The following is a 25,618-nucleotide window of genomic DNA, read 5'->3' on the forward strand; positions in this document are numbered from 1 at the left end:
CTTTGTTAAAACAATGCATATGAAATTTTGACGGGTACCGCTATTTCATGGACGCAGTCAAAGCAGAGGACAAAAGTTCTATTTTGTTTATATCCGGGAGTAAATTCACGTGTATTCTCAAAATTAATTAGCAAACTACTGATGCTACTGGTTTTTCGCTAGGGAGGCGCAGTGCTTCTGGGAACGTAGCCTCCTTTCGCAAGTGCTGAAGACGGGTTTACGTGTTTGCTTGACCGCGAAATGATCAGTCTTTCCGAGAATCGCCGCTTCCCGCACGCCTGGTCTTGTTATAGAGGGCTGGAGGTCTTCTTGCCTCTTGCCGCGAGCTCCAGCACTGTGTTGAGATCTTCAAGGGCCTGCTGCGTCTGCTCCCTCACCTTGTCTACGTCATCCAGGAAAGAATTGACATCTCTGGATATCATCTCAACGGTTAAGTTAGCCATGTCTTGCTCTTTCCAGTAGGCGTCCAGCAGCTGGCTCCACGCGTTTGAGAAGAACTTGTCCGTCGTCGCGCGCACCGCGTCCATTATGGGCTTTATCTCTTGAAGCATCTGGTCGACGCTTGTGCTAGATGGCAGTACCAGAAGGTGTCCGGCGGCTAGGGCGACCGCGTCGGCCACGATCTTCGCCGAAGCGTACTCGACGAGCCCCGTCCAGTACGCGAGGGCGTACCTGGGATCAAGTCCTTTTGGAAGCTGGAGTGATGTCAGGTTATCTGGGAGGTGCAAGTATCCGTCTTTCGTGAAGACCAGAGGCGTCACGCCCATCGTGAATTCCGCTTTCCAGCCCAGTTTGAGCTCGTCTGCACTTCTGGCGGCCACGTAGAGCGCCAGACCGAGCGGCCCAATGGCCCATCCCCTTTCTTCGGCAAGGGCCCTCAGCTCTATCTCTTTCTTCTCGTGCTTGGCGGCGAGGGCAAGGAGCTTAAGTTCGGCCCTCTCCTCCCTTTCGCGTGAGTCTTCCTCGACCTCGCACAGGGCCTTCCCCTGCTCCTTCATGGCATAGATGAGCGCCTCAATTTTAGCATTTTTCTGCTCGACACCCCTCTTTATCGTCTCCTTCCACTGGTCATCGAACTCGAGGTAGCCCTCGAGTTTATCAAGCTGGTCGTTCGCCTCTTTGAGCTGATCTTTAGTATTTTTCAGTTCGCTCTCAAGCGAGCTGGCATGGTTCTCCGCGTCCTTCGCGCGCTTCTTAGCCTGCTCGAGCTCTCCTGAAAGCCTGGTGACGGTCGCCCTCAGCCTCCGAGCGCTTTCCTTTTCCTTGGCGAGCTCTTCGTTCAGCTCGGCGAACTTCCTTTTCATCTCTTCCTCGTGGGCCTTCCTCTCGCTTTGGAGCGATTCCTGCAGGGAGTTGACCTTTTTCTTAAGATCCTCGTTCTCATCTTGCAGCCTTTCCCTCTCCTTCACCTGGCGGTTATAGTCGCTCTTGAGCTGGTCGTACGCCCTTCCCTTCTCGGCCCCCTCCCTCACCTTGTCCATGAGGGACTTCATGAAGACCGGGGCCTCATCGGCGCTCAGGGAGAGCGCGTTTTCGACTTCCTCCAAATAACCCAGCGAGGAAAGGAGGTCAGCTGCTGCCGATCCGAGCTGGGCCAAGTTGGAGGGATGCCATTCCCTGCCCGGGGGCGCGACTCTTCTCAGGTGCGACTTGTCCCCGTCCTCCACGAAGGCCCGAACCTCCTCGCCCTGGGGGAAGTAGGAGGCGTGCGCGGCCCTGACCTCCCTCTCCCTCAGGGCGTAATTCACGATCAGCGCGCTGGCCAGGGTGGAGGGGTTGACCCCCTCCCTTTCAGCCCTCTCCTCGAGCGCCCTTAACGCCTCCCTGGGGACCTTGAGCGCGACGTGGTACTTCCTCGCGGCCTCTGAAAGCATCTTTTTCTCCTGGGGAAGGAGGGAGGAGTCGCCGGAGGCCGCCAGCTCCTTTATCAGCGACGCGAGGGTGTCTGTGAGCGTCGCATCGCCGCCCGGCGTCAGGGCCTGCCTGACGTGATCGGGAAGGTAAACGTTGACCTTCTTCATAAGGCTGAGGCTCAAGTGGGCCATAAAGGTTGTGCATTGCACTTGGTCTGGGAAAGGTGCTGGAGGCTTACTGCGCTTTACGCGGGCTTACGAGAAGGCATGAAGGGCTTACTGCGGCTTACGAGGCTTACTGGGGCTTACGAATTTTACGCAACCTTACGAGTCTTACGCGAGCGCTTTTGGACTGGAAAAACTACCCCCCATCTATGCGCGGGTTTTGATGTGATAAAGGCCGATCAAGTAGCATCAGTTTTTGGTGCTATTTTTAGCTGACAAAACGCGGTGTCCACAATCGGATCTTTTCGTAGCGGATTTTTTCGAGAGTTGCGTTTTGAAACGCGAAGACCTCTTCAGAAGTGCTTGGTACAAAACCCCGCCCGAAGTTAATCAGGCAAACGCTGCTAACTACGCCAGAAATAGGTTCAATCAACCCTCACAACGTAGTGCGTGACGTACTCGTAGTGATCCAGCGCAAGCGGTGGCCTCTCGATCACCAGGCGCGGTTGGCCAAGTGGGTCCTTCACTGCGTACAGCAAAAACTTGTCCTTGAAAAACCGCGAAGCCTTCCACTCGTTCGGCGTGAGCTCCACCTCGTCGCCCTCGCTTATCCCCTTTACTTCGATGAGCTTTTCCTCGCTACCCTTTTTGCTGACCAGGTCGTACCCCAGGTCCTCCTCGTGCACGTCCCTTACCTCATAGCCTTTTCTTTGCTCGTACTTCATCGCGCAGTTCATTGCCGCAAGCTCGACCTCGCGCTTTTTCTTTTGCAGCCCGGGGTCGTATTCCTCTTGCCCAAGTACAGAGTACGCGGTATCCGCGGTCATGAACCTTGCGTGGCCCAGCACCTTGCCGGGCTTTGCCTGCAGGGGCGTTATCACGACCTCGCGCAGCTTTTCCCTTTCCTCCTTGAGTTTCTGCCTCCTCGCCTGAATATATACCTCTCTACTCCTAGCGACTGCTCGGCGTTCTTCGGCAATTCTGCCCGTCTCAGGCCCTTTCCTTGACGAATTCGGATATCTCCCTTATCCTGGTCTCAGGTCTCGGCCGAAGGTCAGCGGGTAATTCTTGATCTATTCAAACGGCCGAAACTCCTCTGTGGAATTCTGCAACAATCCGGGACAGCCCTGCTTTGCTCAGCAGACAGCCCAAAAATTCCATTGAAAGAAAAGGGTTATGGGCCTTCTCAGTGGACTGGCTGTAGACTGTCCGGCAGAAGTGTACTGTGGACCGGACTCTTCAATGGACTTGCAGCGGACTGGACTTTTTGGGCGAGTACATTGAGGGAAAAGGGAGTCCAGTCCAGTAAGAGTGGACTCGGCGGGTGGAGTCCATTGAGGAGAGCGAACTTTTTGGTGTACTGTGTACTGTACTGTACCGTACTGAGTACCGTACTCCCTCAACGTACTGTACCGTACTGTACCGTACTCCCTCAATGTACTGTTCGGCACCAGTACGGTACCTGTTCGGCGGCCTGAAGGCGGCCATGAGGGTTTTATGTGGGGAAAGGAGAGTGTACTGGTACCGTACTTTTGAATTGTACCCCATCTAGCACGAGAAACTGATGCTACTTGACGGACCTTCCGCTCATAGAGTCCACATGCGAGCGGCCAGGCGTCCAGGGGGGCTAAAATGCACAGTTCAGTCCAGTTCACAGTCCACTACCAGTCCAGTGGCCTGAAAGCGTCCATGAGGGTCTTATGTGGAAAGGGAGACGAGACTCCAGACGGACTCTCGATACATGCCCCATCTAGTATTAGATACTGGTGCTGCTTGACCGGCCTTTTGCGCATGCAGTTCCGCAAGTTCCCGGGCAAAAATCGGTAGATTTTTCACGCGTGCACTGGAGCGTTCAAAAAGGCCTGCTGAAAAGGCGCCTTAATCTCTGGAGCTTGCGCAAGCTTGCGCAGAGGCCCGCTGAGCACCGCAAGGCCAAAACGCCAGGACGCCTGGTAGTTGTGGCGGGTAGGAAGCAAAGAGGCGCCGCGAGCGCCTTCGGTGGCGCTGCGGGGAGAGGTCTGCCGGAGCGCCACCGGCCCGCGCGCTAAGGGCCTTCCACAGCGCGAGGACAAGTACCGTCTTCTGGCTCGGTAAAATACGCTAAGGGGGTAGCGGTTCTAAGTCGCGCAGCTAAGAATAGAACCCGGTTCTTATTCGGTAGCTTCGTCCCGTGGTGGCTGGAAATCAGATGGCCTCGCTTTTACCAGGCCTTTGACCTGCCAGGAGAAGGCTAAGGGCTCAAGGACCTGGTCGAGGCAAGATACGCAACCCAAACGCGTTCGTGCGCGAAACGTGCGAGAAGGACATGGCGAGAAGGCTTTGTGCAGAATGCCCTAGCGCTTGAGATCTCGATCATCAGAAACGAGCTGGCCAAACGGAAAGGGCGTTAGGCCCTGCAGCAAGAGGATTAATTCGCGGTATCGGGTATGCAAGCTACTTAGGACAGACCTCTGACTTTCATCACCTCGAATTTGGCGGCTTCAGCGCCTTTGAGCGCAAGGTGCTGCCAAAAAGTTAAAAACGACCCCCCTCAAATGTTGTGAGCGGCGATCGCAGGAGGGATCTTGACAGGGCCTACGAGCGCTTCAAGCATTACCTGGGCACCACTTCCGCCCTTGCAGCTGCAAGGAACTATGAGGGCTCTGACCAGGACCTCTGGGCCCTTCTGGTCGCGCTTTCCGATTATCAGGTGAAGGTTCAGGGCGTCCTCCTGCCCATGCTGCTGGGTCTCTCCGATCATCTGAGGGCGTCAGGCGAAAGCGTGACCGAGGCGATCACCTCGGATCGCGCGTCCTTTTACTCCTTCCAGTGGAAAGGCCACCCTGGGTACAGGGGCTGGTATCACAGGTTTCTTACGGGAGACGCTTTCGAGGGCCTCCTCGACTCTCTTTCCTCCATAGTGAAGGAAGAGGGTTCGATAACAAAGCTTGCCCGTTCGCTCTACGGCGGAGATGTAGCTAAGCTCATCTTTTCGCTGGCTAGGGAGATAAGGGCGAGGGCAATGACGAGAGTAAAGGGTCCCTCCCAGTTATCCTACATAGCCCCAGATCCTGACGCGCCAAAAAGGTCGACCATGAAGACCTTAACGCTTTACCTGAGGTGGATGGCCAGGAAGGAGTACCCTGACCTCGGGCTGTGGGACTTCGTGGACGCCTCCAAGCTCTATCCCTCCATTGGTCGCGGAACCGCTAGGACGATAAACAGGGTGTTCGAGGGGAGAGACGAGGGAAGGCTTAGGACGAAGTCGCTCGGATGGAAGGACGTCGAGGAAGCCAGGAAGATCATGAGGGAGATAAACCCGGATGATCCCGCCAAGTACGACTACGTCTTCTCCCGTCCCTCCATGATGGGGTACTGCAGCCTTGAATTTGAGGAAAGGAAGTGCGAGGTCTGCCCGCTGAGCAGCGCTTGCAGGGCATCGAACCTTCCGCACCCCCACGGGCAGCACCTTAGATCTAAAGAGGAAGATAAGATCTTTGAGAGGTTTAAGGAGAAGATAAGGCCTTACGTCAATGACGTTGACATCGATATAATTGAGGAGTTTCCTCTGAACGGGTATTCGGCCGACGCTGTGATAAGGTTCAAGAGTGGTGAGCGTGCGGTCGTTGAGGTAGAACGGGAGCTAAACCACATGGCGGTAGGACAAGTCGTGGACTACCAGGTGAAGTACGAGAGCAGATACGGCGAGGAGGCTAAAGCAATCGTAGTGGTGGAAAGGGCGCGTGACGAGAAGCTAATTGAGCTTTTGAAAACCGAGCGCGGGATAGACGTTATCGTAGTACGAGCTAGTCACTTTCTTCGCGCCAGTAGAACTACGCTTTCCTTTTTCTATGCTAGCTTTCCCCAAGGGCATCTATTCAGCCAAAGGTAGCCAGAGATCGCACCATAGGATGCGTTATTATCTACTTTGCTGTGGACAAGGACCCAAATCCTATCCATTTCCCTTTTTTGCTCCCTCAGCTTTAATGGGGAACTGGCGATTCTTCGTCTTTTAGGTAACGTCCATCCGCGAAGAGCTCTGATATTGTCCTGTAGCCCTTAGTGATTAGACTACGGCAAAAGAGCCAGTATCGTAACCTTCTTCGGCTGACGCAAGGGCTATCAAGAACGGCTTATTTTCACCTTAAGATCGTGGCCAAGAAAGCCATGACTGCAAGGCCTTCTGCCAATTGACCAAGGAGACGTATTTAAGGTTTAAATTCTAGGCAGGAAGCTTCGTATGGGTTCTGTAGTATCCAGTTCTTTCCTCAACGAACTAATAGGTAAGGAAACCCAATTCGGCCTAGCCTTCTGGCAAAGAACTCTGAGCGAGCTGGGGTACGAGGCGAAGCTGGAAGAACTGGACTTAGCTACCCTGCGCCGCCAAGGAGCGATCAAATCTGATGTGATTATCAATTCTGTGAAGAGGTTTTTAAAGAGCGATTATGTGGAGGGTGCTATAATAGAGATGCGTTCCCGTCCTACAAGGCGCGTCGCCGCACAGGTGGCTCGCGACTGGAAGAAGGCTAGAATGATAAGGCCTTTCCTAATATTTACTGACGGCCTCGTCAGCTACCTGGTGATCGTACCAGGGCCAGGCACCCAGGCGATGGGAGAGGCGAGGATCCTGCAGCTCTCTGACAGACTGTACCACACTGACGCTGAGGTACTCCGCACGATATCTTACGTGAGTGATGAGGAGCAATTTAGAAAGAAGTACGACGGAGAGTTTCTGCCCTACCAAAGGGTAAGGGATGAGTTCTTCGAGGGTTACAGAGGCCTCTTCGAGGAAGTTGAGGGGGCGGTCCGCGAATCACTTAACGGCGAGGCCCCCTCTTACGCGCAGAGGTTCTTGGGCAGGCTCATGTTCCTCTACTTCTTGCAGAAGAAGGGATGGCTGGCTGGCGATAAAAAATACATAGACCGTGTCGCTGACTACCGCGAGCTCAACGAGCTCTTCTACGATTACCTAAGCAAGGGGAGACACAACGGCATACCATTTCTGAACGGCTCTCTATTCGAAAAGGAGTCCTATATGAGCGAGGAAGTGGAAAGCCAGCTCTCTAAGCCCATGAACGGGATTTTTAAAAAGGCCCGCGAGTTCTTCAACCGCTACAACTTCACCGTGGATGAATCATCACCCCTGGACGTGGAGGTCGGCATAGATCCCGCGTTAATAGGTACCGTTTTCGAAAACATGCTTCCAGAGGAGGACAGGGGCAATAAAGGCACCTTTTACACACCTCCCAGCGAGATGTCCTTCATATGCCGCAGGGCTCTTGCCAATTACCTTGGTTTCCCCGATAGGATAGAAAAAAGAGGGGAAAGATTCATTTTCGTTGATGGTATCAAGGATTACTTGGAGGGGCTAAGGCAAAGGAAGAGCGAAAAGGAGGTAAGAGACCTGAGGGAAAAGGTGCTCAGCATAAAGGTACTAGACCCGGCCGTGGGCTCCGGAGGGTTCTTGCTTATGATGATGAACGAGATGGTGGACCTGCTAGAGCAGGCAGACGAAACGGTGGGCTGGAGGACAGATCCAGAGGACTATAAAAAGCAGATCTTGCCCAATCTGTTCGGCTTTGACATTGAGGCGGAGGCGGTGGAAATTGCTCGGCTGAGGCTATGGCTCTCGCTGGTTATAGACCAAAAAGAACCCGAGCCACTGCCCAACCTTGACGTGAACTTGGTGAAGGTGAACGACTCTCTATTGCTTTCTAATGGGCCTACGAGCCTAGATAGATACACACCTCTTGCGACGGCTCTCAGGGAGGAGTGGGAAAACGCTCACGTGAAATACGTCAAGGAACACGACGCCAAAAAGAAGCAGGCCCTGAAGGAGGCGCTCCGGGACCTAGGGGAAAAGCTGCGCCGCGAGACAGGCATCGACCCAAACTCTATAGAGGCCTTCATGGCCTCCAAGGCCGACATCGTCGTCATGAACCCGCCGTACGTGCGCCAGGAGGGGATCGATCCGCTGAAAAAAAGGTATTACGTCGAGGCCTACAGGCTGGATAAAAAATCCGATCTTTATGCGTACTTCTTCGCGAGGGCGTTGGACCTGCTTTCCGAGAAAGGAGTAGTTTCACTCATAACGTCAGATAAGTGGATGGAGGATAACTACGGCCTAACGCTACAGAGAAAAATAAAGGACAACTTGGTCGCAGTTTACGGCCAGAGGGAAAGAAGCTTTGGTGCTGATGTAAACACCGCTGTGAGCGTTTTGAAGAAGGGTCTGGAAAACGAGGGCTTAGATAAAAAGGTGCTCTTCGCTTACCTTGAGAGGTACGGAGAGGAAAGGGTTATTCATTACGTAGAAGTTAACAGAAGAGACCTGCAGCCAGGTAAGTGGTTCTTCCTAAAACCAGGGGCCTCGTTTTTCGCTGAAAAGTTTTTACCAAAGTTCAAGCATAAGCTTGAAGAATTTGCAAATATAAAATTCGGAATCAAAACTGGCGCTAACGAGTTCTTCTACATGAAGGATGTCAGCGAACAGTTTGAGGCCGATAGGTCGTCTGCCCCTGGGAGGTTCGAGGGCGTTCCCGCGAAGACTTCAAAAGAGCTGAAGGAGCAGGGGCTGATCTACGTAGAAAACGAAGGCAACGAAAGGTTCGTGATCGATCGCAAGGATGTGAGACCCCTACTCAGAAGCCCAAAGGAAGTAAACGGCTACTTGATTTCTAACTTCAGGACCCTTTGCCTCTACACCAAGGACCCCGGAAACATGACCAAGAAGTACATAGAACACGGCGAAAAGATGGGCCTTCCGACGAGGCCGACGCTCAAAAGCAGGAGGCCATGGTACGCCCTGAATGAGCTTGAACCGTCGAGGGTTTTCCTTCCAATGTTCTGGATGGAGAGGCTTTATGCCCCGATCTCCAGGGAGCCCGCGTTGTGCGATAACACAATGTACACGGTGAAGCCCAAGGGGCTCTCCGAAGAAACGCTCTGGCTTTACTTGAACTCTTCGGTCTTTTTGCTTACGGTCGAGCTCTTTTGCAGGAGACTAGGTGGGGCGGCTTCCGAAATAAAGGTAGAAGATTACGAGCAAATGCCCGTTCCCGAGCTGAGCTTCATTAATATCGGCTTTGACCCAAAGGAGCTCATGAACAGGGTACCCTTGCCGTACTACGAAGAGCTGAAACGTGATGACAGGAGAAGGCTAGACTTGGCCGTGCTCAAGGCGATAGGTTTTGAGCGCGCCGAAGAACTCGTTGATGATCTTCACAAAGCGCTCGTAGGGGCAGTAGAGGATAGGCTCGTGAAGGCAGATAGGCCGCTTCGCTCTTCAAAAGATCAGAGCAATAGTAAGGAGGAGATAAAAGATGACCAAGATAATTGATAACAAGGGAACGCGCCTTGGCTCCGTGCTAAACGAGGAAATGTCCAGGGTCGAAGAGGTTGCCATCGCATCCGCCTACTTTGACGTCAGCGGCTTCGGGGCCATAAGGAAGGGGCTTGCCGATAAGCCGCTCCTGTTCCTTCTTGGCAGGGAGCCCACTGAGACCGTGAGGTGGGAGGATCAGCTTATTGAGGATTTGGAGAGAGGAGAGGATGACGCGGAGTACTTCAAGCTCCTCAAAGATGCGGTGAACTTCTTCGAAGATGAAAGGAGGCAAATCCGCATGATAGAGGGTAAGTTTTTCCACGGCAAGGCTTACATAGGCGCGATCCCAAGCCTGAAAAATGTGAAGGGAGGCTTCGGCGTGGTTGGTTCCAGCAACTTCACCTATGGAGGGCTTGTGAGCAACAGGGAGCTAAACATGCTGAACACAGATCGCGAGGTGGTTCAAGACCTGGCCAACTGGTTCCTCTCTTCCTGGCAGGAGTCGCAGGACTACAAGGGTACCTTCCTCTCGTTTCTGAAGAACTACGTCACCACGAGGAGCGCGTACGAGGTGGCGGCAAAGGCCCTGTATGAGCAGTACAAGCCCCAGCTGGAAGCGGTGAAAGATAGGTCTGCCTTGCAGTACTTGCACCCTCACCAAAGGCTAAGTGTTTCTAACGCCAAGCGCATACTTGACCAATACGGAGGCGTGCTCATAGCTGACGCGACTGGCCTCGGCAAGACGAGGGTGGCGTTGAAGCTTGCCTGGGAGGCCGTTAACGAGGGAAAGAAGCCTCTCCTCATAGGCCCAAAGAGCGTCATACAAACAACTTGGGAGGAGGAGATGGAAAAGATGCAGGTAAAGCTCGAGATGGTGTCCAGCGAGCAGCTATCCCAAAGCCCAGATTCGATCTCAAAATACCGCGATAGGGATTTCATCATAGTGGATGAAGCCCACTACTTCAGGCATCCCTCCACCCGTAGATACAAGGCGCTTCGCGATCTGATACTTAGAAATAAGGCGCAAGTCGTGCTTTTGACTGCGACGCCCGTTAACACCAGCCTCATGGACCTGTACTCACTGTTTTCGCTCTACCTTAGCGAGGACGCCATTTCCGACTTGGGGCAACAGTTGAGGGGATACTTCACGGAGAAGCAGAAGGAGTGGCTCCGCGGAGAGCCGGTGGAAATGGATGAGGTGTTACAAAGGTTCATGGTTAGGATGTCAAGGCTAACTGCCAAGATGTTCAGCCCCAAGATAAGGTTCCCCATGAGGGTTTTGGATAACGATCCAAGGGATAAGTACCCCCTTGACGTCGACTGTCAAGCCATCTCAGAGCTTCTGGACTCAATGCATATGTCCTTTTACGATCTTTCTATTGAGAAATTTGGGCGGGTCTTCAAGCTCCCCGACGGGACCCCGGTAGAGAAGTACGCGCAAGAGAAGGAAAGAAAGCAGCTCGAGCAATTGGTGAAAACCATAGTCAAGATAAACGTGTTCAAAAGGCTGGAGAGCAGCTTGAAGGCGTTTGAGAGCACGATCTCCTCTCTGAGGGACTACGTAGAAAACTTGGCCATACCGTACGCGAGGAAGGGCTTCTTCATACCTCCAACTTTGAGGGAAGATCCGCTATTCTCTTTTGAGGAGGAGCTGCCAACACCGGAAGAGGTGCAGAAACAAGGGCTGAAATTACCCAAGCTGGATGAGAAAGAGGCCTCTCGCTTTATTTTCGATTGCCAAGAAGATGTCAAAACCATGAACAGGTTGCTTTCGTTGTTGCCGAACAACGACTCGAAGTATGAGGCCCTGGAAAGCAGACTCAGGGAGCTAATAGGTCAGTTAAAGGAAAATAATGGCGTCTTAATATTCAGCGAATATGAGACCACCGCTAGGTACTTGAGGGATAGGCTGAGGGAATTTGCCGAGAGCTTCGGGAAGAAAGCTTACCTCGTAACGGGTAGTCATGGGTCTGACGAGAAGGTTGCCACAATCAGGGACTTTAGGGAGCACGGAGGAATCCTGGTGAGCACGGACGTGCTCAGCGAGGGGCAGAACCTGCAAAACGCGCAATACGTGGTCAATTACGATTTCCCTTGGAACCCAGTCGTTCTCATACAGAGGGTAGGGAGGGTCGACAGGCTTGGTTCTTCTTATGACCGCGTCTACGTCATAAACGTGATGCCGAAAAACGGTGACGTGGAAGACCCCACCACGCTTGAGCACTTCCTTAGGTTAATGCAAAGGCTTTACATGCGTCTCGATGCCATCAGGAACACCGTTGGGCTTGATGCTTCAACTCTTGGAGAGGAGGCTGGTCCGAAGGACTTTCTCGTACAGGAAGAGCTTGCAACCGGGAAGGAAGGGGTGTTGGAGGACATAGCCAGGAGGCTGGACCAATTCACCAGCGATCCCATGGACACCCTAGCTAAGATAATGGATGAAAAAGGGTTGGACTGGCTCGAAGGCCTTCCCAATGGAATAGGGGCATTCAAGAAAAGCGATAGGGACGCGCTCTTCGTATTCTTCGAAGACAAAGAGGGAAGCGGAGCAGTAAACCACTACTGGCGGCTGAAGTACTTTGACGGCAAAGGTGAGGCCGTGACTTCGAGCTCGACCATACTTCAGATGCTGCTTTCGGGGGATTCAGAAAGCAAGGGCGAGGACATAGATTATGACGTGCTGGTAAATAGGATGAGGGAGGTGCGCGAAGAGCTTCTTGCGGAGTTCAAGCGGGAAGAGGACAGCCGGAGGACAAAGCTGGGCCCGCTCAGCGCTGACAAGGGCGCCAGGGAAGTGTTTGATGCTCTGAGCAAGCTTGGTGATGAGGGAGAAAAACTTGCCGCCCGTTTCAGAAGTAGATCTGATGAAATGGCATTGGTTAAAGCCCTGCGTGACGCAATCGCTCGCGGCGACCTCATGGAAAAAGCTAGGGAGCTGCTTACCGATGACGTTTCTCGCGTTGGTAAAGATACTGAGACAAGCCACGAGCACAAGCTTACCAGGGTCTGCTGGTGCTGGTTCAGGCACGAGCCGGAGGTGAGCTTATGATGGCTCAAGCGGTTTTCCCACTAACTTCGGAAGAAATTTCTTATGGTAATAATAACGAGCTTTTCATGTTTGCAAGGATCACAGGATATAATCCGGGACTAATTATCTTCGATGTTACCGTTGGGCTGAGGGCACTGCAGAATCGTAATGCGGCGGTCCAATCGGGTGGTATTTCTTCCATTGAGGTATGGTATCCAATAACTGGTTTTATATGGTACACATATAAAGTCGAAGAGGGGCAAAAATCACAATCGGTTACAAAGCTAGTTAATAACGTTTTCTTAATCGATAACAAATATAGCAGGGACACGCTAATACGCAGTGGTGAGAAAGAGGATTTTGAAGTTGTTTTGCCTATATCGCTGCAATCATATCTGGAGATCCGCGACGCAGCTGAGAAAAGCAAAAGCATAACGCTGTTTTTAGAGTTAAGTTTTTCGGCTCTTTGGAACGCCGGCCAACTGGGGCAAAAGACAATAGATCACAACCCTATATTCAGCTTTGAAGCTAATAAAGGATGGTTGGACGCGGTCGGTCCATCTTTGTTTCCCATCTTGACGCAGTCTATATTGCTTCCCTCGTGGATCCCGCCCGATACTAGAGAGGATTATTTGGAGGCCGTAAAATGCTACTATGACGGTTGTTATAAAGCTTCAGCCGTTATGATTAGGAGATTCCTGCAAAAAGTCCTAATAGAAAAAGGTATCAGTAGCCGTACGGATTCTGGTAAAACCCGTCCGCTATCTGATCAAATAGATGAAGCATTTGATAAGAAGCTGTTGAACGAATATATGAAAAATATTGCTCATGGGATTCGCTTCCTGGGCAATTGGGGCGCGCATCCTCAGGATGATGGGTTAAATCAAGTAACCCGTGAAGAGGTGCAGGCGGCGCTAGTATTGATAAAAATGCTTGCCTCTTCACCCTTATTGAGCGATGCGCCCCGATGCGCTGAATCGCTACTTTACGTAGAACTACTTTTCCCTCGGCGGTTTGTCGATGCAATATCCGGCCTTCGCGCCTACCTCGTACATTTACGCATGGCGATCCCGTAAGATCCAAAGGAGTTGTTTTTCAGTGGTCGCAAGGCTCCCAGAATTTCCACTGGAGGGGCAAGAGGCATGCCTAAAGCGGCAAACACCAAACTTATTTTAAGTGAACACTTTATTGAATAAGTCTGCGGGAATTTAATTAGCGAAGAATAACTTAGCAGCGATAGCTATTGAATTATATTTGGCAATTAACTAAAGCGTTGATGCATCAATGGCTGAAGAACCAAGGTCGTTTTTGAGCGTGATAGGTCAGGTCGCGATTAGAAGTTATTGAGAAACTGTGTTGTTAGGCTTGAACTGGGTACATAATTCTTGCTATGGCGATGAACGTCGATACAAGGAATTAACTAAGTAATAATGCTTACGTGCAGATAAGAGGATAAAGCACAGCTATACACAATGCCGATGGTTCAAGGAAAAACCAGAAAAGTGAGTACAACTCGCTGGTTTACGATAAGCACAAGGATGAAAATGTGTCTCGTAATAAAAATGCTTGCACCTCCTGCTTATAAACGGGGGAGTTCGTCGAGGGCATTGCGATGGAAATATAATAAAGCTCCTTGGCGAAGGCCGCGATCAGAGGGATTACCTACGATGCTGGGCTATTATAGCAAACACATGATGAAGCCTGACCAAAAAAGCAGTGCAAACGCCACCTCTGAGCGATATAACTTGAGGCTTACCTAATTGTATAGCCTATGTTTTAGGAAAGAGGATCATTTTTCGCTACTTAGGATCCTTTCAATTAATGGCCCATGTTCGCACCTGAATCTTTGCTTTATGGATTCCCGTACGCGTGAGGTTTGTGTGTTGAATAGGCTTAAAGTATGAGTATCCCGTATCATATGGAGCCTAGGCCAAGTTTAGAATCTTGGCTGAAAGTAGTAATTACGCGCGCAAGGGAGGCATACGCTAGTACTCCTCAGGAAATAATTCATAAGCTTCCTTACGGATTGGGCGAGTTAGACTCTCCCTGCCAGGTATTTGCTATATCGCTGCGCTGGCCGAGAAAACAATATATCTACTTCTTTAAGGACAGCAACCGGAGCGACTTAGAGTTATTAATACGCGAAGATGTGCCTTTGGATGAGCTTATTCCCACAGTTGAAAGCGCTTTATCTGATCAGCGTTTTGCAATTAAGTTAGATGTGCCTGCCCTTTTCCCTACGGCCTCTATAAATAAGGGAGTTGCTGTACCAATGCCTCATGAAACCTTGGCAGATTTTATAAGAAGGCAATTTGCCTCGATCATCAAGCAACTGCAAAGTCTTGTGTTTATAAAGCAACACCCGACGCCATATCCAGGAATTCAGGTCTATTCGCATTGGCCCTTTCCTAGAGGACAAACAAAGGGTTGGGTCTGGTATGTCGATGGCCATTTAGAAGAGATAGATCCTGAGTATAGGATTCTTGACTGGGAAGTGGAAGCGGCTAAGAAAAGTTCGCAGAATAATGCGGCACAGGTTAGTACTGCAGCGCAAAACCTCCAGACTGGTCCCCTTCTCACAAGTATAAAGGGTTATGGGACGTTCATTTACCCTCCTGTGTGGATAGGGGACTTGCCGAAGATGGATCTGATGACAATGATCTGGGGTGTTTTCGTTCCTCCAAGGCCTATGTTTTCCTTTCGTTATAAAAGCAAGGTCGTCGCTTTCGGTCAACAAGGTCTTATGCTAATAGAGGCAAAAGAACGCGGAGAGGCGATTCAAAAAATGAATGAGATATTCGGCGCGGCTCTTCTTTTAAATCATGAATTCGACGCAGTCAGGGAAAGCGATCTAGGGGAGGCTTCCTTTTCCTTCTGTGGCTCAGAAATCAACCCCAAAGCAATGGTTGATAGCATAACGTTTCCCGCTAGTTTGCCCCGCCTCCAGCTGGCTCAAGAGGAGTTCTTTTCCGTTTCTAGCGATGCTCTGGAAACGTCAAAGAAACTGAGCGTTGATGACTTGAGCAGAATAATTGAAAAAGCAAATTCGCTTTCCAGTAGACCGGACGCAAGTGATTATATCGCTTCCCTTGCAAAAGCGCATACCCATCTCCGCTACGCGGAATATGAAGAGGCATTTATCATTAGCTGGCGCATAATAGAGAGAATAATAAAGGAGAATCTTGAAGAACAATTAAAGCGCTCAAGTTCAAAGGAGGCGATAGATCGGCTTAAGCGGCGTAGTATGGAGATAATCATAGAGGTAATGAATGTAATTGGTGGCCTTGACGAAGGAGATTACGGTAAACTGATGGAGTTAAAAAGCATAAGAAACAAAATGATCCATAATGATTATGAGATAAGAGGAGACGAAGCCCGTGAGTGCTATGAAATGGCTTTTGCGTTAGTGCTGAGGCATCAAGTAAATTCCTCTTATCGACCTTGTGATGTAGCAGGTGTAATAGGAGCGAAGAACCGCGAGTCCGCTATCCTGTTGTTTAGGACGTCCTCCTTGAAGTCATCTAGGGTGCCGTCGTAGAGCCTCATCCCTCGTCATCCCTCATCGTACCTCCTGTTCGATCCTTTCACCTTTTCAGCCGGGTACCTCTCCGCGTCCTTCTTCAGCTTCGAGGAAAGGCACTCTGAGAGGTCGAAACCCGCCACGTCCGCGAACCTTAGCAGGAAGTAGAGGGAGTCGGCGAGCTCGTCGCCCACTTCCTCGCGCCTGCGGGGATCCGCGAGCATGGCCCTCGCCTCTTCATCGCTCTTGAACCTGAAAAGCTGGAGGAGCTCCGAGGACTCCGTTACCATGCCGATTGCCAGCTCCTTCGGCGTGTGGAATTTCCCCCACTCCCTCTCGTCGCAGAAGTTCTTGACGACTTCCTTGAGCTGCCTCACAGTTGCCTCCGCGTCTGCCATGACGTAGGAAGGCGAGGGGCTTTAAGTGTTGGTAGCCGCCCGAGGGTGCTATGGGTCCTTGAGCGCCTCCACGAAGCGCTTGAAGCTCCTTAGGCCTTTCAGCGCCTCAAAGTTCAGCCTTTCAACCTGAGATGGCAGCTCTCTCTTCTCGTACTCTTCATGATTCCGAAGGTAGACGCTTGGCTTCTCTTCGCGTTTTCCAATTGATGTGGTTATCCACTCCTCTACTTCTGTTTCGAAGGCCACAACGAATATCTTTGCGGTGTCCTCGCTGCCCTTAGGACACTGATTTTCGCAAAACTCCTTTTCCATTTTCTCCGCACCATTGCCATCGGCATCGAATAACACGATGATCTTATCGCAGTTATTACTGGAAAGCATCGCCTTTATTATCCTCTTCACCTTAGGGTCGTAGAGATTGATCATGCCGGTTGTGTGTTTTCTTTCCGTGACGTTAATGGACTTCGGAAGCATCCTGCGTCCTTTCAATTCCTCGACTACCTTTTTGAAGAACTTGGGGCCATGCGTGTCCTCGCAGAGCAGGCAAACGCTCGGCACGGTCTTCACCGTACCCTCGTTGTAGACCCTCCTCAAGGTCACCGTAAAGCCAGGACTCGGAAAGCGCAAGCCCGTCTTCGGCAAGCCTTTTCTTGAGGCCTTCCGGGTTTGCGATCCTTTTCGCTACGGTCGAGAGCCCACTTTTCTCGAATAAGATGAGCTCTGAGGGATCTACAAGGTCAACCACCATCGGCGAGTGGGTGGTCAGCACGACCTTACCTGGGAATGACCTGAAGGCGCTTATGGCAAGCTCGATGAGTTTTAGGTGCAGCGAGTTCTCAATTTCGTCTATGAACAGAATGGACGGTTTTTGGTCCAGCATGTGAAGGATAGTGATCATCTTAAGGTAGCCGTCAGGAACGCCAGGGATATCGAACTGCAGGCCGCCTTCCCCTAACCTCAGCGAAACGGTCTGGTTTGGCCCAAGGTTATAGCTGATCGAAAGCTTATACTCCTCCAAAAAGTCATTAAGGTATCCCTTGGGCATGGTCGCTCCGTAACTGGAGTACAACGAGGACGCTATGCCCTCCCCGTGGACGCCAAGCATGCTTGAGGGGGGAAGCGGGGCCTTAGCAAGGCTGGGGTCATATGAAAGGAACCATACATCGTTTAAGAAAAATTGCAGCAGCAGGTCAAACGCTGATAGGTCATCGGGCCGCCCAGCAAGGATGACGTGCGGTCTGGATTCCAGAAGGTTTTGATAGAATGCGAGGAAGCGGTCCTGGTATCTGCCATAAGACTCGGTTAATGACTGCGCTATAAGTGAGAAAATGGAGTACCTGTTATCCTTTATTTGTAGTATGTAACGTTCCGCGATGTCAGGCCGCGCCCGCTTCTGTGCACCGTTTGCCTTCCCGTTATCTATAGTAAGAAGCGGACCGCTCCTCTCGAAGTTCAGCTCATCTCCTACCCTTAGGCTTTCCTGCACGAAGTTTACGCTGTCGCCGGCGCCGTTTATGACAAAGGCATACGTGAAAGGTACGTTATCTCCAGCTTTTCCCTCGACGCAAAATTCCACGTTGTTGTTGACGTCGTGACCGAAGACGAGGTTCTGGTAACCCCACCAAGCCGCAAAGGGGTAGGGAGGCCGGCTTGGCGGCCTTACGATCGTGCGAGCCAGGAGCACGGCTTCCAGAAAGTTGGTTTTCCCACTTCCGTTTGGGCCTATAAGCACGTTGAGCTTTCCCAGCTCCACGGATACGTCTTTTATGCTCTTGAAGTTTTTGATGGTTATCTTATCGTAAGCGACGGGCATATAAAATCCCTGTTACGCTTTTTTTAAGGATGCCTTTCGGTATTTAGGCCACTTGACATAGAGACGAGCTAACTGCGTACATTCTTGCATGAAGTGCAGTTTAAGAGGTGGAGAATCTAGGCTTCGTTGAGCTCTGCGATGCCCAGGCTTATTTCATGCTTAGAGATGACCGAGCCTCTCTCATAGGCCCCTATCTAAGCCTACGATAGTTAGCTCTGATCGATTACTGCCCGGCATCTTGAGGTGGCGGGAGAAAGCCCTGAGCTTGGAGCCAAGTTCAACGCGAGGTACTGGAAGCTTGGCTGCTTATCTAGGGAGGTCGCGTACTTTCCCACATTAGGGGCGATTGAGCGGATCCTTGGATACGTGTTCTCGATGGTGGAAAAGGGGAGGGCCGTGCGCCCCGTCTGCCATAACCTAGGACGGCGAGGGGCTTTAAGTGTTGGTAGCGGGCTTTCAGCTCGTTTTCCTCTCCCCAAATTACAAAAAAACACATATGAAGATACATATATGCGGCCAACAGTAAAAGGGATCAAGGTGAACACGGAAGCAACTGAGGTCCTTTTTGAACCCTTAAAGATAGGCAAGAAGGTCGTACCGAACAGAATAGTGATGCCTCCAATGGTTATGGGGGTATGCAGGCCCAAGGGGGAGAGGTAACCGAGCAGTACGTAAGCTACGTTGAGGCGAGGGCTCGCGGGGGAGCCGGCCTCATAGTTCTCGAGGCCGCTTACTTGGACGAGGGAGGAATGCTCGCGCTCGGCAACCTTGCCATTTACGCAGACGAGTTCATACCTGGTCTCGCGAGGCTTGCAGACGTCATAAAGGCCTATGGCTCCGTGGCGGCGTGCTCTCGGAGGATTTCTTGGCGAGAAGAACCGTTCCCAGCTGCCTTACGCCGCCACTTCTCAACAGCCCCGTGTGACCACGTCCCATACCTCCCACGGTGTAAACAAGTCGCTCTTTGGTCTCGCTCTTTCATGAGTCGCGCTTGCAGCCCCAAAGGCATTGGTTGGATCCTGCCGATCAGCGAGCTGCTGCGCTCCTTGGGTTAATTGCCCTAAAGGCCACCATGCAAGACGTCTTGGCGCCAACTTATCTGGCACCGCTTGAGCACCGCTTGAGCACCGCTTCAAAGCCGGAACATTTAATAGCGCAAAATCAACGAATAACGGTCTAAATGCGTGAGATCTTTTATTTGATTGGTGCCGAAAATCCTTTGCAACTGCTTAGGCAAAAGAAATCTGTTTTCGGGCTGAGAAGGGGATCAGGTGATTGAGACGGGGGCGAACAAAGCTCAATTAAGAAGGGGAATTGGGAAGCTTTCTCTCATACCTCTTGGCATCGGTGGCTCGATAGCTGGGGCCATAATTTACGGAGCGCAGAAGGCGGTGGCCACAGCGGGCCCGGCGGGCCTTCTCGCCTACGCCATAGCGCCCTTTCTCTACATGACCATAGCGCTGACGTACATAGACATAGCCATGGATTTTCCAGAGGCCGGAGGGCCGTCAAGGTTTGCCATATACAGCCATGGGCAGGCTACCAACCTCATAAATTCCATGTCGGACCTCATATGGTACCTCTTCATACCTCCCCTTGAGGTATACGTTTTCATAGGGCTTGTCGTTCATTACTTCATGCCGTCGGTTCTTACGGCGAGCGGCAACCTCAGCCTGCTGGGCGGCGTCATGGCCGTAGCGGTCATACTTCTCTTTGTTCCCATAAACTACTTTGGCATAAGGGCGTTTACCGGCATAGGTGACGCGGTTGGGTGGTTGAAGGTAGCCCTTTACGTGCTGATGGCCGTTTTCTTTATATGGGTAGGGCTCAGCAAAAACCCCGATTCCGTCAAGAATTTCTCCAGTTACGGAGGATTCATGCCGTACGGGGTTGCGGGCCTCTTTGGGGCCATGCCCATAGTGATGTTTTCTTTCGGCGGGGCAAGGTGGGTAGCCGACTTCGCGGAGGAGCTCAAGGAGAAGAGGTACATACTGTACGGCATACTCATAACGGTTATCGGCGAGGCGGTGATATACCTCACCTTCACGCTTGCGTTCATCTTGAACGTGAACTGGAGCGCGTTGGGCATAGCGGCCGGTGACTGGACGGGCCTCCTCAGCCTCCTGCAGTTGCCCTATTACGCCATGGCCAGCTCATACCACGTTCCGCTCATGGCCTACCTGATACTGATCTACCTCACCCTGGCCCCCATCATGGTTGGCTTCGTGTACATGGGAGGCGGCGCGAGGGTAATGCTGTCGATGGGCAGGTCCGGCTACCTCAACAAGGAGGTAAAGGACATCCACCCGAAGTACGGGGTACCTTACTGGTCGATAATACTCTTTGGCCTCATAGGGGCGGTCGTCTCGTTCCTGTTCGCGCCGGTGCCGGGACTTTACGCGCTCATAAATGACACCGTTTCGGCTGGGTTCATCGGATTTCTGGCGAATCCCGTGGCCATGATGGTTTTGAGAAAGCAGGGCATGTCAAAGTACCAAGTGCCGGGAGGGTGGTTCGTTTCCTTGGTGGCCTTTGGCATATCGTCCCTTATAGTGTTCTGGAGCGGCTGGCCAGCCGTGCCCTACTCGGTTCTCCTGATTGCTGTGGCATCTGCCATCTTTGGGATAATGTACAGGATACGCGAGGGATGGCGCGAGGGCCTGTGGTACGTGGGGCTCATAGCGTTCCTGACGTTCATGACTTACGTGGGATCTGATGGGGCCCTTCGCGTCATACCTTACATGTGGGCTACGGCGATAACCGCTGCCGTGTCGGTTGCGGTCTTCTACCCTCTGGGGCTCGTCTCGGGTTTGAAGGAGAGGAGCTACAAGGCCCACCTGGGAGAATCGGGAGCGCCATCCACGTTCGGTGAAGGGCGGAAGGCGGCGCCTCGCGATGCCCAAGCGCGAGCGCCGGGAGAGCGAGGTCAGGGGATTGGCCGCAAATGTGCAAGTTGGTGCGATTTTTTTGTGAAATCTGCATTTTTATCCGTCGGGCATTAAGGCTTGAGCGCCGATACCTTTACGCCGCTCCGCGACATGTCGGCCACGTAAATGGGATCTCCTACGGCCAGCGGGCCAGGGTTGACCACGGTTGTCCTGCTGACGTTCGCGACCCCCCTTGCCTCGTGTATGTGGCCGGCCACGTGGAGGGCCGGTGCCCTGCGCCTTATGAAGTCTAAAACTGCCCTCGATCCGGCGTTCGACCCATCGCGTGTCAGGTCGAGGACGCCAAGGGGAGGGACGTGCGTCACGGAGACCAGCAGCCCAGCACCGCACGAATCGGCTGCCCTTTCCAGTAGGCTCCCTATATCCCCCTCGCTCAGCGTGAAGTATGAGGGATAGGGGCTTGGAGGAACCCCGCCGACGCCGACGAAGGCCACGTCGCCAACGACCTTGCACGTGCCGTGAAGCAGGGATATGCCGCGGCTCTCGACGCCGAGAAGCTCGGGGAAGTCGCTGTTCCCAAGGACAGCCAGCGCGCCCCCCTCGAACTTCGACAGCTCCTCCGCGACGCGAAAGTAGCTCTTTGAGTCCGTCCACGAGCTCAGGTCCCCAGCTATGAGGATGAGGGAGCAGTCAAGGGCCTGCGCAGACCCCACAAGGTACGACGCGGCCTTGAGGTTCCCGTGCAGATCCGACGATAAGCAGACCTTCACGAGATCCTACCCTTAGGGTAAGAAAAGCCTGTTGCCGTTGGCTTTTTGACAAAGCTGCAAGGCTGCGGCATGTGCGAAGATCACATATATATGTTAGGTCGTTGATATCATTATGGAGGACCGCGACTATATCGACATAATAAGGAGAAGGGCGATGCTCGAGGCGCGGCAGACCGGAAAAGACGTCAGGATCGACGCGGGGAAGATAATGGCCTGGTGCGGGGTGGGGCTCCCGACAGGTATAGCGCTTCTCAGGGCGTGGCACAGGTACATTGGGGATGACGATGACGGGCCCATGGTTCTCAGGCACAGCACGGCCCTTTCTCTGGAAAAAGAGGAAGGCGAGGAGGCCAGCGCGGTCTGAAGTCTGCGCACGAAAAATTGGGCACCGCAAGGCCGCAACGGGCAAAAAAAGTCGTGCCTATTTCAACTGCGCTATGTTCGTTTTCTCAAGCGTCGGTAGAGCTCCTCGCCTTCCTCCAGCACTATGGGCTTTACCCTCTTCAGCCCGAAGTAGAGCGCCCCGGCTACGAGCCAACCCGCGAGCACGGCCGCGGCCACCATGACGTAGGCGTTTATGGACATGAAGGTCCCGTAAAGGGCGAATAGGTATATAGCGGTTGCGAGAAGGGGGGCAAGCGCGTACTGCAGCCTGAACTGCTTTGCCTTCCTGAAGTAGAAGGGAAGCGAGGTGTTGAGCAGGAGGTGCTCGATTATGGTCCCTGCCCCGGTCCATATGCCCGTGACCAGGAAACCGTTGAGAGGCCCCATGGTCCAGCCCGTGACCGTGAATATGGCAAGCCCGATCAGCGTCTCGAAGAGCAGGGCGTTGTGAGGGCTCTTGTACTTCTCGTGCGTGAGCGACAGGAAGTCCGGCAGGAAGCCGTCCTTGGCCATGGTGTACATCGCCCTTGAGCAGGCGTTTATTATGGCGAGCGTGTCGACGAAGCCGCTGTTGATGAGGAAGGCCAGCAGCACTATGGCCAGCGCGATACCCCCGAACTTGAGCGCCAATATGAGCCCCGGAAGGAAGTAGTTGAAGTAGGTCCCCATGTTGGAAGGTCCCCATCCGATGGTCATGGCGTAGCTCATGAATAGGAAGAAGGAGCCCAGGAGGGCGATGCTGACTATCGTTCCCTTTCTTATGTTCAGGTGGGCTTCCTTTGCCTCGGCCCCGAGAAACGTCATGGATCCCCATCCCGCAAGGGAAGTGAAGGAGAAGACGAGGCCGAGCGCCACCCCGTTCCAACCGGTAGGAGAGTAGGCTGGAGTGAACACCTTGAAGTTGAGGGGTTGAGGGCTCTTTCCCAGAACTAGGAAGGCCACGACGAGCAGCACGATCATCTCCGCCGTCCCCGTGTAGACGCTGTACTTCAGCGAGTTCTTTATGCCGGAGTACGCGAGCGCGTACGCGGCCACCGCCACGAATAACCCAAGCGGGTACCAGGACCAAGAGGGGAGGCTCACCCCAACTATCTGCAGCCCGTACTGCGTCGCCAGCGCCGTCTCGAAGTATATGAAGGCCGTTCCGCCGAGGAGCGTGTAGAGGAGGTAAACCCATCCGCCGAACCCGCCAAGGCGCGAGCCTAGGCCGCGCTCTATGTAGCGGTAGTAACCCCCGCTCGATGCCACCTTCCTGGAGAACTCGTAGACCACGTATCCCGCGCTGAAGACCCCGAGCATCGCCAGCACGTAGGTGAGGGGAAGCGACCCGTAAGCGAAGGCCGCGGCACCCGTCATGGTGGCGGTGACCGCGATGGCTGGGGCCGTGAAGGATATGGATTGAAATACCAGCTCCACGAAGGTGACCGAGTTCTTTTTGAGCTGTCTGTGCTCATCGGTCATTTAGTTGACCTTCGAATATCTATTTAAATATTGTGCTTTCATCAGGAGAAAAGCTGAGATAAAACCTTGAAAAATCGCTCGTTTAAAAAGCGGACGAAGGTTAACGGTAAGCTCGTTTCTTTAAGGATTTTGCGGGCTCTCGGAAGGCCTTGACCTCGAGCCTTTACCTCAGGGGTTCCCCTGCGTTTCCCGGGCTTTTCCGAGCGCGCGACAGGGCGGCCTTCAGCTGATCGGGCTTTTGGAAGTTGAACTGGACGCTCGAGCCATCGCGGGTATTCACGTCGAACGCGGAGTAAAAGATGAAACCGCCTCCGGGCGCCGGGCTGACCGTGGACTCCTGTCTCACGTTGATCGCGCTGATCTGGTCAAGCGGGATCCGCTTGCCCTTGACGTAAAGCGCCTTATCGGTCACGGTGACGGCGTCGCTCCTCGTGACGCCCCGCGCCGCGACGAAGAGGCCTAGGGCCAGCGCCAGCAGGAGGATCCCAAGGCTGCCGAACGCCAGAAGGACGAAGAAGTTAGGAACAACGCTGGCCACTACCAAGAACGCTATCCCCAAGACAAGTGACCACTTGGCGGCCTTCCTGGATTTTTCATCTCCCCCTCCCCGATAGAGAACCGTTTCGTCAACCGGTATTTGTTGGTTCACACTGCTGCGCGCCGTGGCTTTAAAAGCGCGTCGACCGCCTGACGTTGAGGAGGTCGTTCAGCGCAACGTTCTCCGCGTGTAGGGCCATGCGGCCTTCTCCCTAAGCTCGTTGAAGTCCAACGCGCTATCTCGAGCTTGGCTTTTACGCCTCGTGAAGGAGCTTAAAGCGCCTTACTTATAATGGGATTTTGACGTGATAGAGCGCGTTTTCGCAGTTTACGGGATGCCCATCTAGCGGGTTGGCGGCAACTCGTGCCTTGTCTTCACGGGAAGCGACGTCGTGATCGTGGACACGGGAACGCCGGAAAATGGCGGCAAGATGCTTGAGGAGTGGTCAACAAGGCCTTGTCGACCTGGCGACGACGTGTAAAAAACAAATGAACTTTATATGCTGGAGGAGCCAAGCAAGCGGCCTACTAAAAGGCAAGGTCAGCCCATAAGCTCGCGGGCGGATCACCGTTGGCTTTTCATCTTCCTCGATAGCTATGCTCGTCCCCGTCCTGACCTCCACGTAGCGCCCTCCAAGCTCCCGCGCCATTCTCTTGGCCTCGTCGCCGCTGCAGTGAGCCGGCGCCACGTACATCGCCGCAGAGAAGGTCTTCCGCAGCTGTTCCTCGGGCGGTTGATGAAAGCCGCCGATGACGAAGAAGACGTCGCCGAAGCGCGACCCAACGAACTCCGCGATCCTTCCAATCCCCGGGTGACTGCATCCCACCAGGAGCACGTTTTCCCCGCCCAGCTTGACCACGGCGGACTGCTCGTCAACGGGCGAAGACCTGAACGTTCCAGTGCTCCAGAAGTCCTCCGCTACCTCCCCAATCCCCTCAACCTCAACCGCTTTTAATCCCTGTGGGACGCAGCGAGCGGCCCCAGCCGGCACGTAGACCTTCATGCCGGGGTTGGCCTTGGCGACGGCCGGCAACCCACCGTAGTGATCGTGATGGGGATGGCTTAGAAAGGCGAAGCTCAACCCCTCGAGTTTCAGGTTCAGCGCCCTGAAGTTATTCTCTAATATCTCAGGGCTTGGGCCGGCGTCGAAAAGGGACCTCCACCTGTCCGATTCTACCAAAAGGCTCCATCCCCAGTCGTTGAGCAAGCCATGGGCAGGTGAGTTGTCGTTTATTACCGTCAAGGTTAGACGACTTACCATGCGTAGGGAGCGTCATCGCGTTTAACTGTAACGCGGTCCAGAGGCTAAGTCCGTGAGGATGATGGATAGCCTTCTCTCAAAGGGGGTCGCGGCGTAGCCGATGACGGTAAGCTTGCGCTGATGCGGCCAAGTTGGCCCGTGAAACCACGTGCGCGGTCGCACCCGTAAGGGCAGCCATCAACGGTCGAACTGGGAGCGCTCGGTGAGGTTAAGCGGTTCACGCTTTTAAGCTGAAG

At 53.1% G+C, this 25,618-nt stretch carries 18 protein-coding genes; 9 read left to right on the forward strand and 9 right to left on the reverse strand.

What is annotated here, in order from left to right:
* Nucleotides 1-287 precede the first annotated feature (287 nt).
* Both PRZ02_RS00860 and PRZ02_RS00865 read right to left on the reverse strand, forming a co-directional pair.
* The gene (locus PRZ02_RS00860; protein ID WP_449463967.1) at nt 288-2,021 is read right to left on the reverse strand and encodes a hypothetical protein; all 1,734 of its coding nucleotides are present in this window, start codon (nt 2,019-2,021) and stop codon (nt 288-290) included.
* A gap of 422 nt (nt 2,022-2,443) precedes the next feature.
* Entirely contained in the window at nt 2,444-2,899 is a 456-nt protein-coding gene (locus tag PRZ02_RS00865; protein ID WP_449463968.1) for a DUF3883 domain-containing protein, read from the reverse strand.
* A 1,658-nt stretch (nt 2,900-4,557) separates the two neighbouring features.
* On the opposite strand from PRZ02_RS00865, the gene PRZ02_RS00870 reads away from it, so the two are divergent.
* From PRZ02_RS00870 to PRZ02_RS00890, 5 genes are all read left to right on the forward strand, one after another.
* On the forward strand, nt 4,558-5,889 hold the full coding sequence (locus tag PRZ02_RS00870) for a DUF2400 family protein (protein WP_449463969.1): 1,332 nt from the start codon (nt 4,558-4,560) through the stop codon (nt 5,887-5,889).
* A 348-nt stretch (nt 5,890-6,237) separates the two neighbouring features.
* Nucleotides 6,238-9,336, forward strand: a complete 3,099-nt coding sequence (locus tag PRZ02_RS00875) for an Eco57I restriction-modification methylase domain-containing protein (protein ID WP_449463970.1) — start codon at nt 6,238-6,240, stop codon at nt 9,334-9,336.
* Nucleotides 9,320-12,370, forward strand: coding sequence for a helicase-related protein (locus PRZ02_RS00880; protein WP_449463971.1), 3,051 nt, complete (start codon nt 9,320-9,322; stop codon nt 12,368-12,370). Before PRZ02_RS00875 ends, PRZ02_RS00880 begins: the two co-directional genes overlap by 17 nt.
* A complete protein-coding gene (locus PRZ02_RS00885; protein WP_449463972.1) occupies nt 12,370-13,425 on the forward strand; it encodes a DUF4145 domain-containing protein in 1,056 nt (351 codons plus the stop codon). The genes PRZ02_RS00880 and PRZ02_RS00885 overlap by 1 nt, the downstream gene beginning before the upstream one ends.
* Nucleotides 13,426-14,267: 842 nt before the next feature.
* Nucleotides 14,268-15,887, forward strand: coding sequence for a hypothetical protein (locus PRZ02_RS00890; RefSeq protein ID WP_449463973.1), 1,620 nt, complete (start codon nt 14,268-14,270; stop codon nt 15,885-15,887).
* Nucleotides 15,888-15,901: 14 nt separating this feature from the next.
* On the opposite strand, the gene PRZ02_RS00895 is transcribed toward PRZ02_RS00890, so the two are convergent.
* Genes PRZ02_RS00895 through PRZ02_RS00905 form a run of 3 tightly spaced genes read right to left on the reverse strand, consistent with a single transcriptional unit; the run spans nt 15,902 to nt 18,080 of the window.
* Nucleotides 15,902-16,267, reverse strand: a complete 366-nt coding sequence (locus PRZ02_RS00895) for a nucleotide pyrophosphohydrolase (protein WP_449463974.1) — start codon at nt 16,265-16,267, stop codon at nt 15,902-15,904.
* A gap of 48 nt (nt 16,268-16,315) precedes the next feature.
* On the reverse strand, nt 16,316-16,756 hold the full coding sequence (locus PRZ02_RS00900; protein WP_449463975.1) for a hypothetical protein: 441 nt from the start codon (nt 16,754-16,756) through the stop codon (nt 16,316-16,318).
* Complete coding sequence (locus tag PRZ02_RS00905) at nt 16,722-18,080, reverse strand: AAA family ATPase (RefSeq protein WP_449463976.1); 1,359 nt, start codon at nt 18,078-18,080, stop codon at nt 16,722-16,724. Before PRZ02_RS00905 ends, PRZ02_RS00900 begins: the two co-directional genes overlap by 35 nt.
* A 243-nt stretch (nt 18,081-18,323) precedes the next feature.
* On the opposite strand from PRZ02_RS00905, the gene PRZ02_RS00910 reads away from it, so the two are divergent.
* The 3 genes from PRZ02_RS00910 (at nt 18,324) to PRZ02_RS00920 (ending at nt 21,082) form a co-directional block, all read left to right on the forward strand.
* Nucleotides 18,324-18,740, forward strand: coding sequence for a hypothetical protein (locus PRZ02_RS00910; protein WP_449463977.1), 417 nt, complete (start codon nt 18,324-18,326; stop codon nt 18,738-18,740).
* Nucleotides 18,716-19,135, forward strand: coding sequence for an oxidoreductase (locus tag PRZ02_RS00915; RefSeq protein ID WP_449463978.1), 420 nt, complete (start codon nt 18,716-18,718; stop codon nt 19,133-19,135). The genes PRZ02_RS00910 and PRZ02_RS00915 overlap by 25 nt, the downstream gene beginning before the upstream one ends.
* Before the next feature lie 216 nt (nt 19,136-19,351).
* The gene (locus PRZ02_RS00920) at nt 19,352-21,082 is read left to right on the forward strand and encodes an APC family permease (protein ID WP_449463979.1); all 1,731 of its coding nucleotides are present in this window, start codon (nt 19,352-19,354) and stop codon (nt 21,080-21,082) included.
* On the opposite strand, the gene PRZ02_RS00925 is transcribed toward PRZ02_RS00920, so the two are convergent.
* Nucleotides 21,079-21,738: a metallophosphoesterase family protein gene (locus tag PRZ02_RS00925; RefSeq protein ID WP_449463980.1), complete on the reverse strand. Its 660-nt coding sequence runs from the start codon at nt 21,736-21,738 to the stop codon at nt 21,079-21,081. The genes PRZ02_RS00920 and PRZ02_RS00925 overlap by 4 nt on opposite strands.
* A 112-nt stretch (nt 21,739-21,850) precedes the next feature.
* Between PRZ02_RS00925 and PRZ02_RS00930 the strand changes: the two genes are divergently transcribed.
* Nucleotides 21,851-22,102, forward strand: a complete 252-nt coding sequence (locus tag PRZ02_RS00930; protein ID WP_449463981.1) for a hypothetical protein — start codon at nt 21,851-21,853, stop codon at nt 22,100-22,102.
* A 71-nt stretch (nt 22,103-22,173) separates the two neighbouring features.
* Here PRZ02_RS00930 and PRZ02_RS00935 read toward each other — a convergent pair whose 3' ends face one another.
* From PRZ02_RS00935 to PRZ02_RS00945, 3 genes are all read right to left on the reverse strand, one after another.
* The gene (locus PRZ02_RS00935; protein WP_449463982.1) at nt 22,174-23,583 is read right to left on the reverse strand and encodes an APC family permease; all 1,410 of its coding nucleotides are present in this window, start codon (nt 23,581-23,583) and stop codon (nt 22,174-22,176) included.
* Between the two features lie 163 nt (nt 23,584-23,746).
* Nucleotides 23,747-24,232, reverse strand: coding sequence for a hypothetical protein (locus PRZ02_RS00940; protein WP_449463983.1), 486 nt, complete (start codon nt 24,230-24,232; stop codon nt 23,747-23,749).
* 334 nt (nt 24,233-24,566) lie between these two features.
* Entirely contained in the window at nt 24,567-25,382 is an 816-nt protein-coding gene (locus PRZ02_RS00945; protein ID WP_449463984.1) for an MBL fold metallo-hydrolase, read from the reverse strand.
* Between the last annotated feature and the right edge of the window lie 236 nt (nt 25,383-25,618).

It is taken from the genome of Tardisphaera saccharovorans (genome assembly GCF_046635845.1).
GTDB lineage: Archaea > Thermoproteota > Thermoprotei_A > Marsarchaeales > UBA168 > UBA168.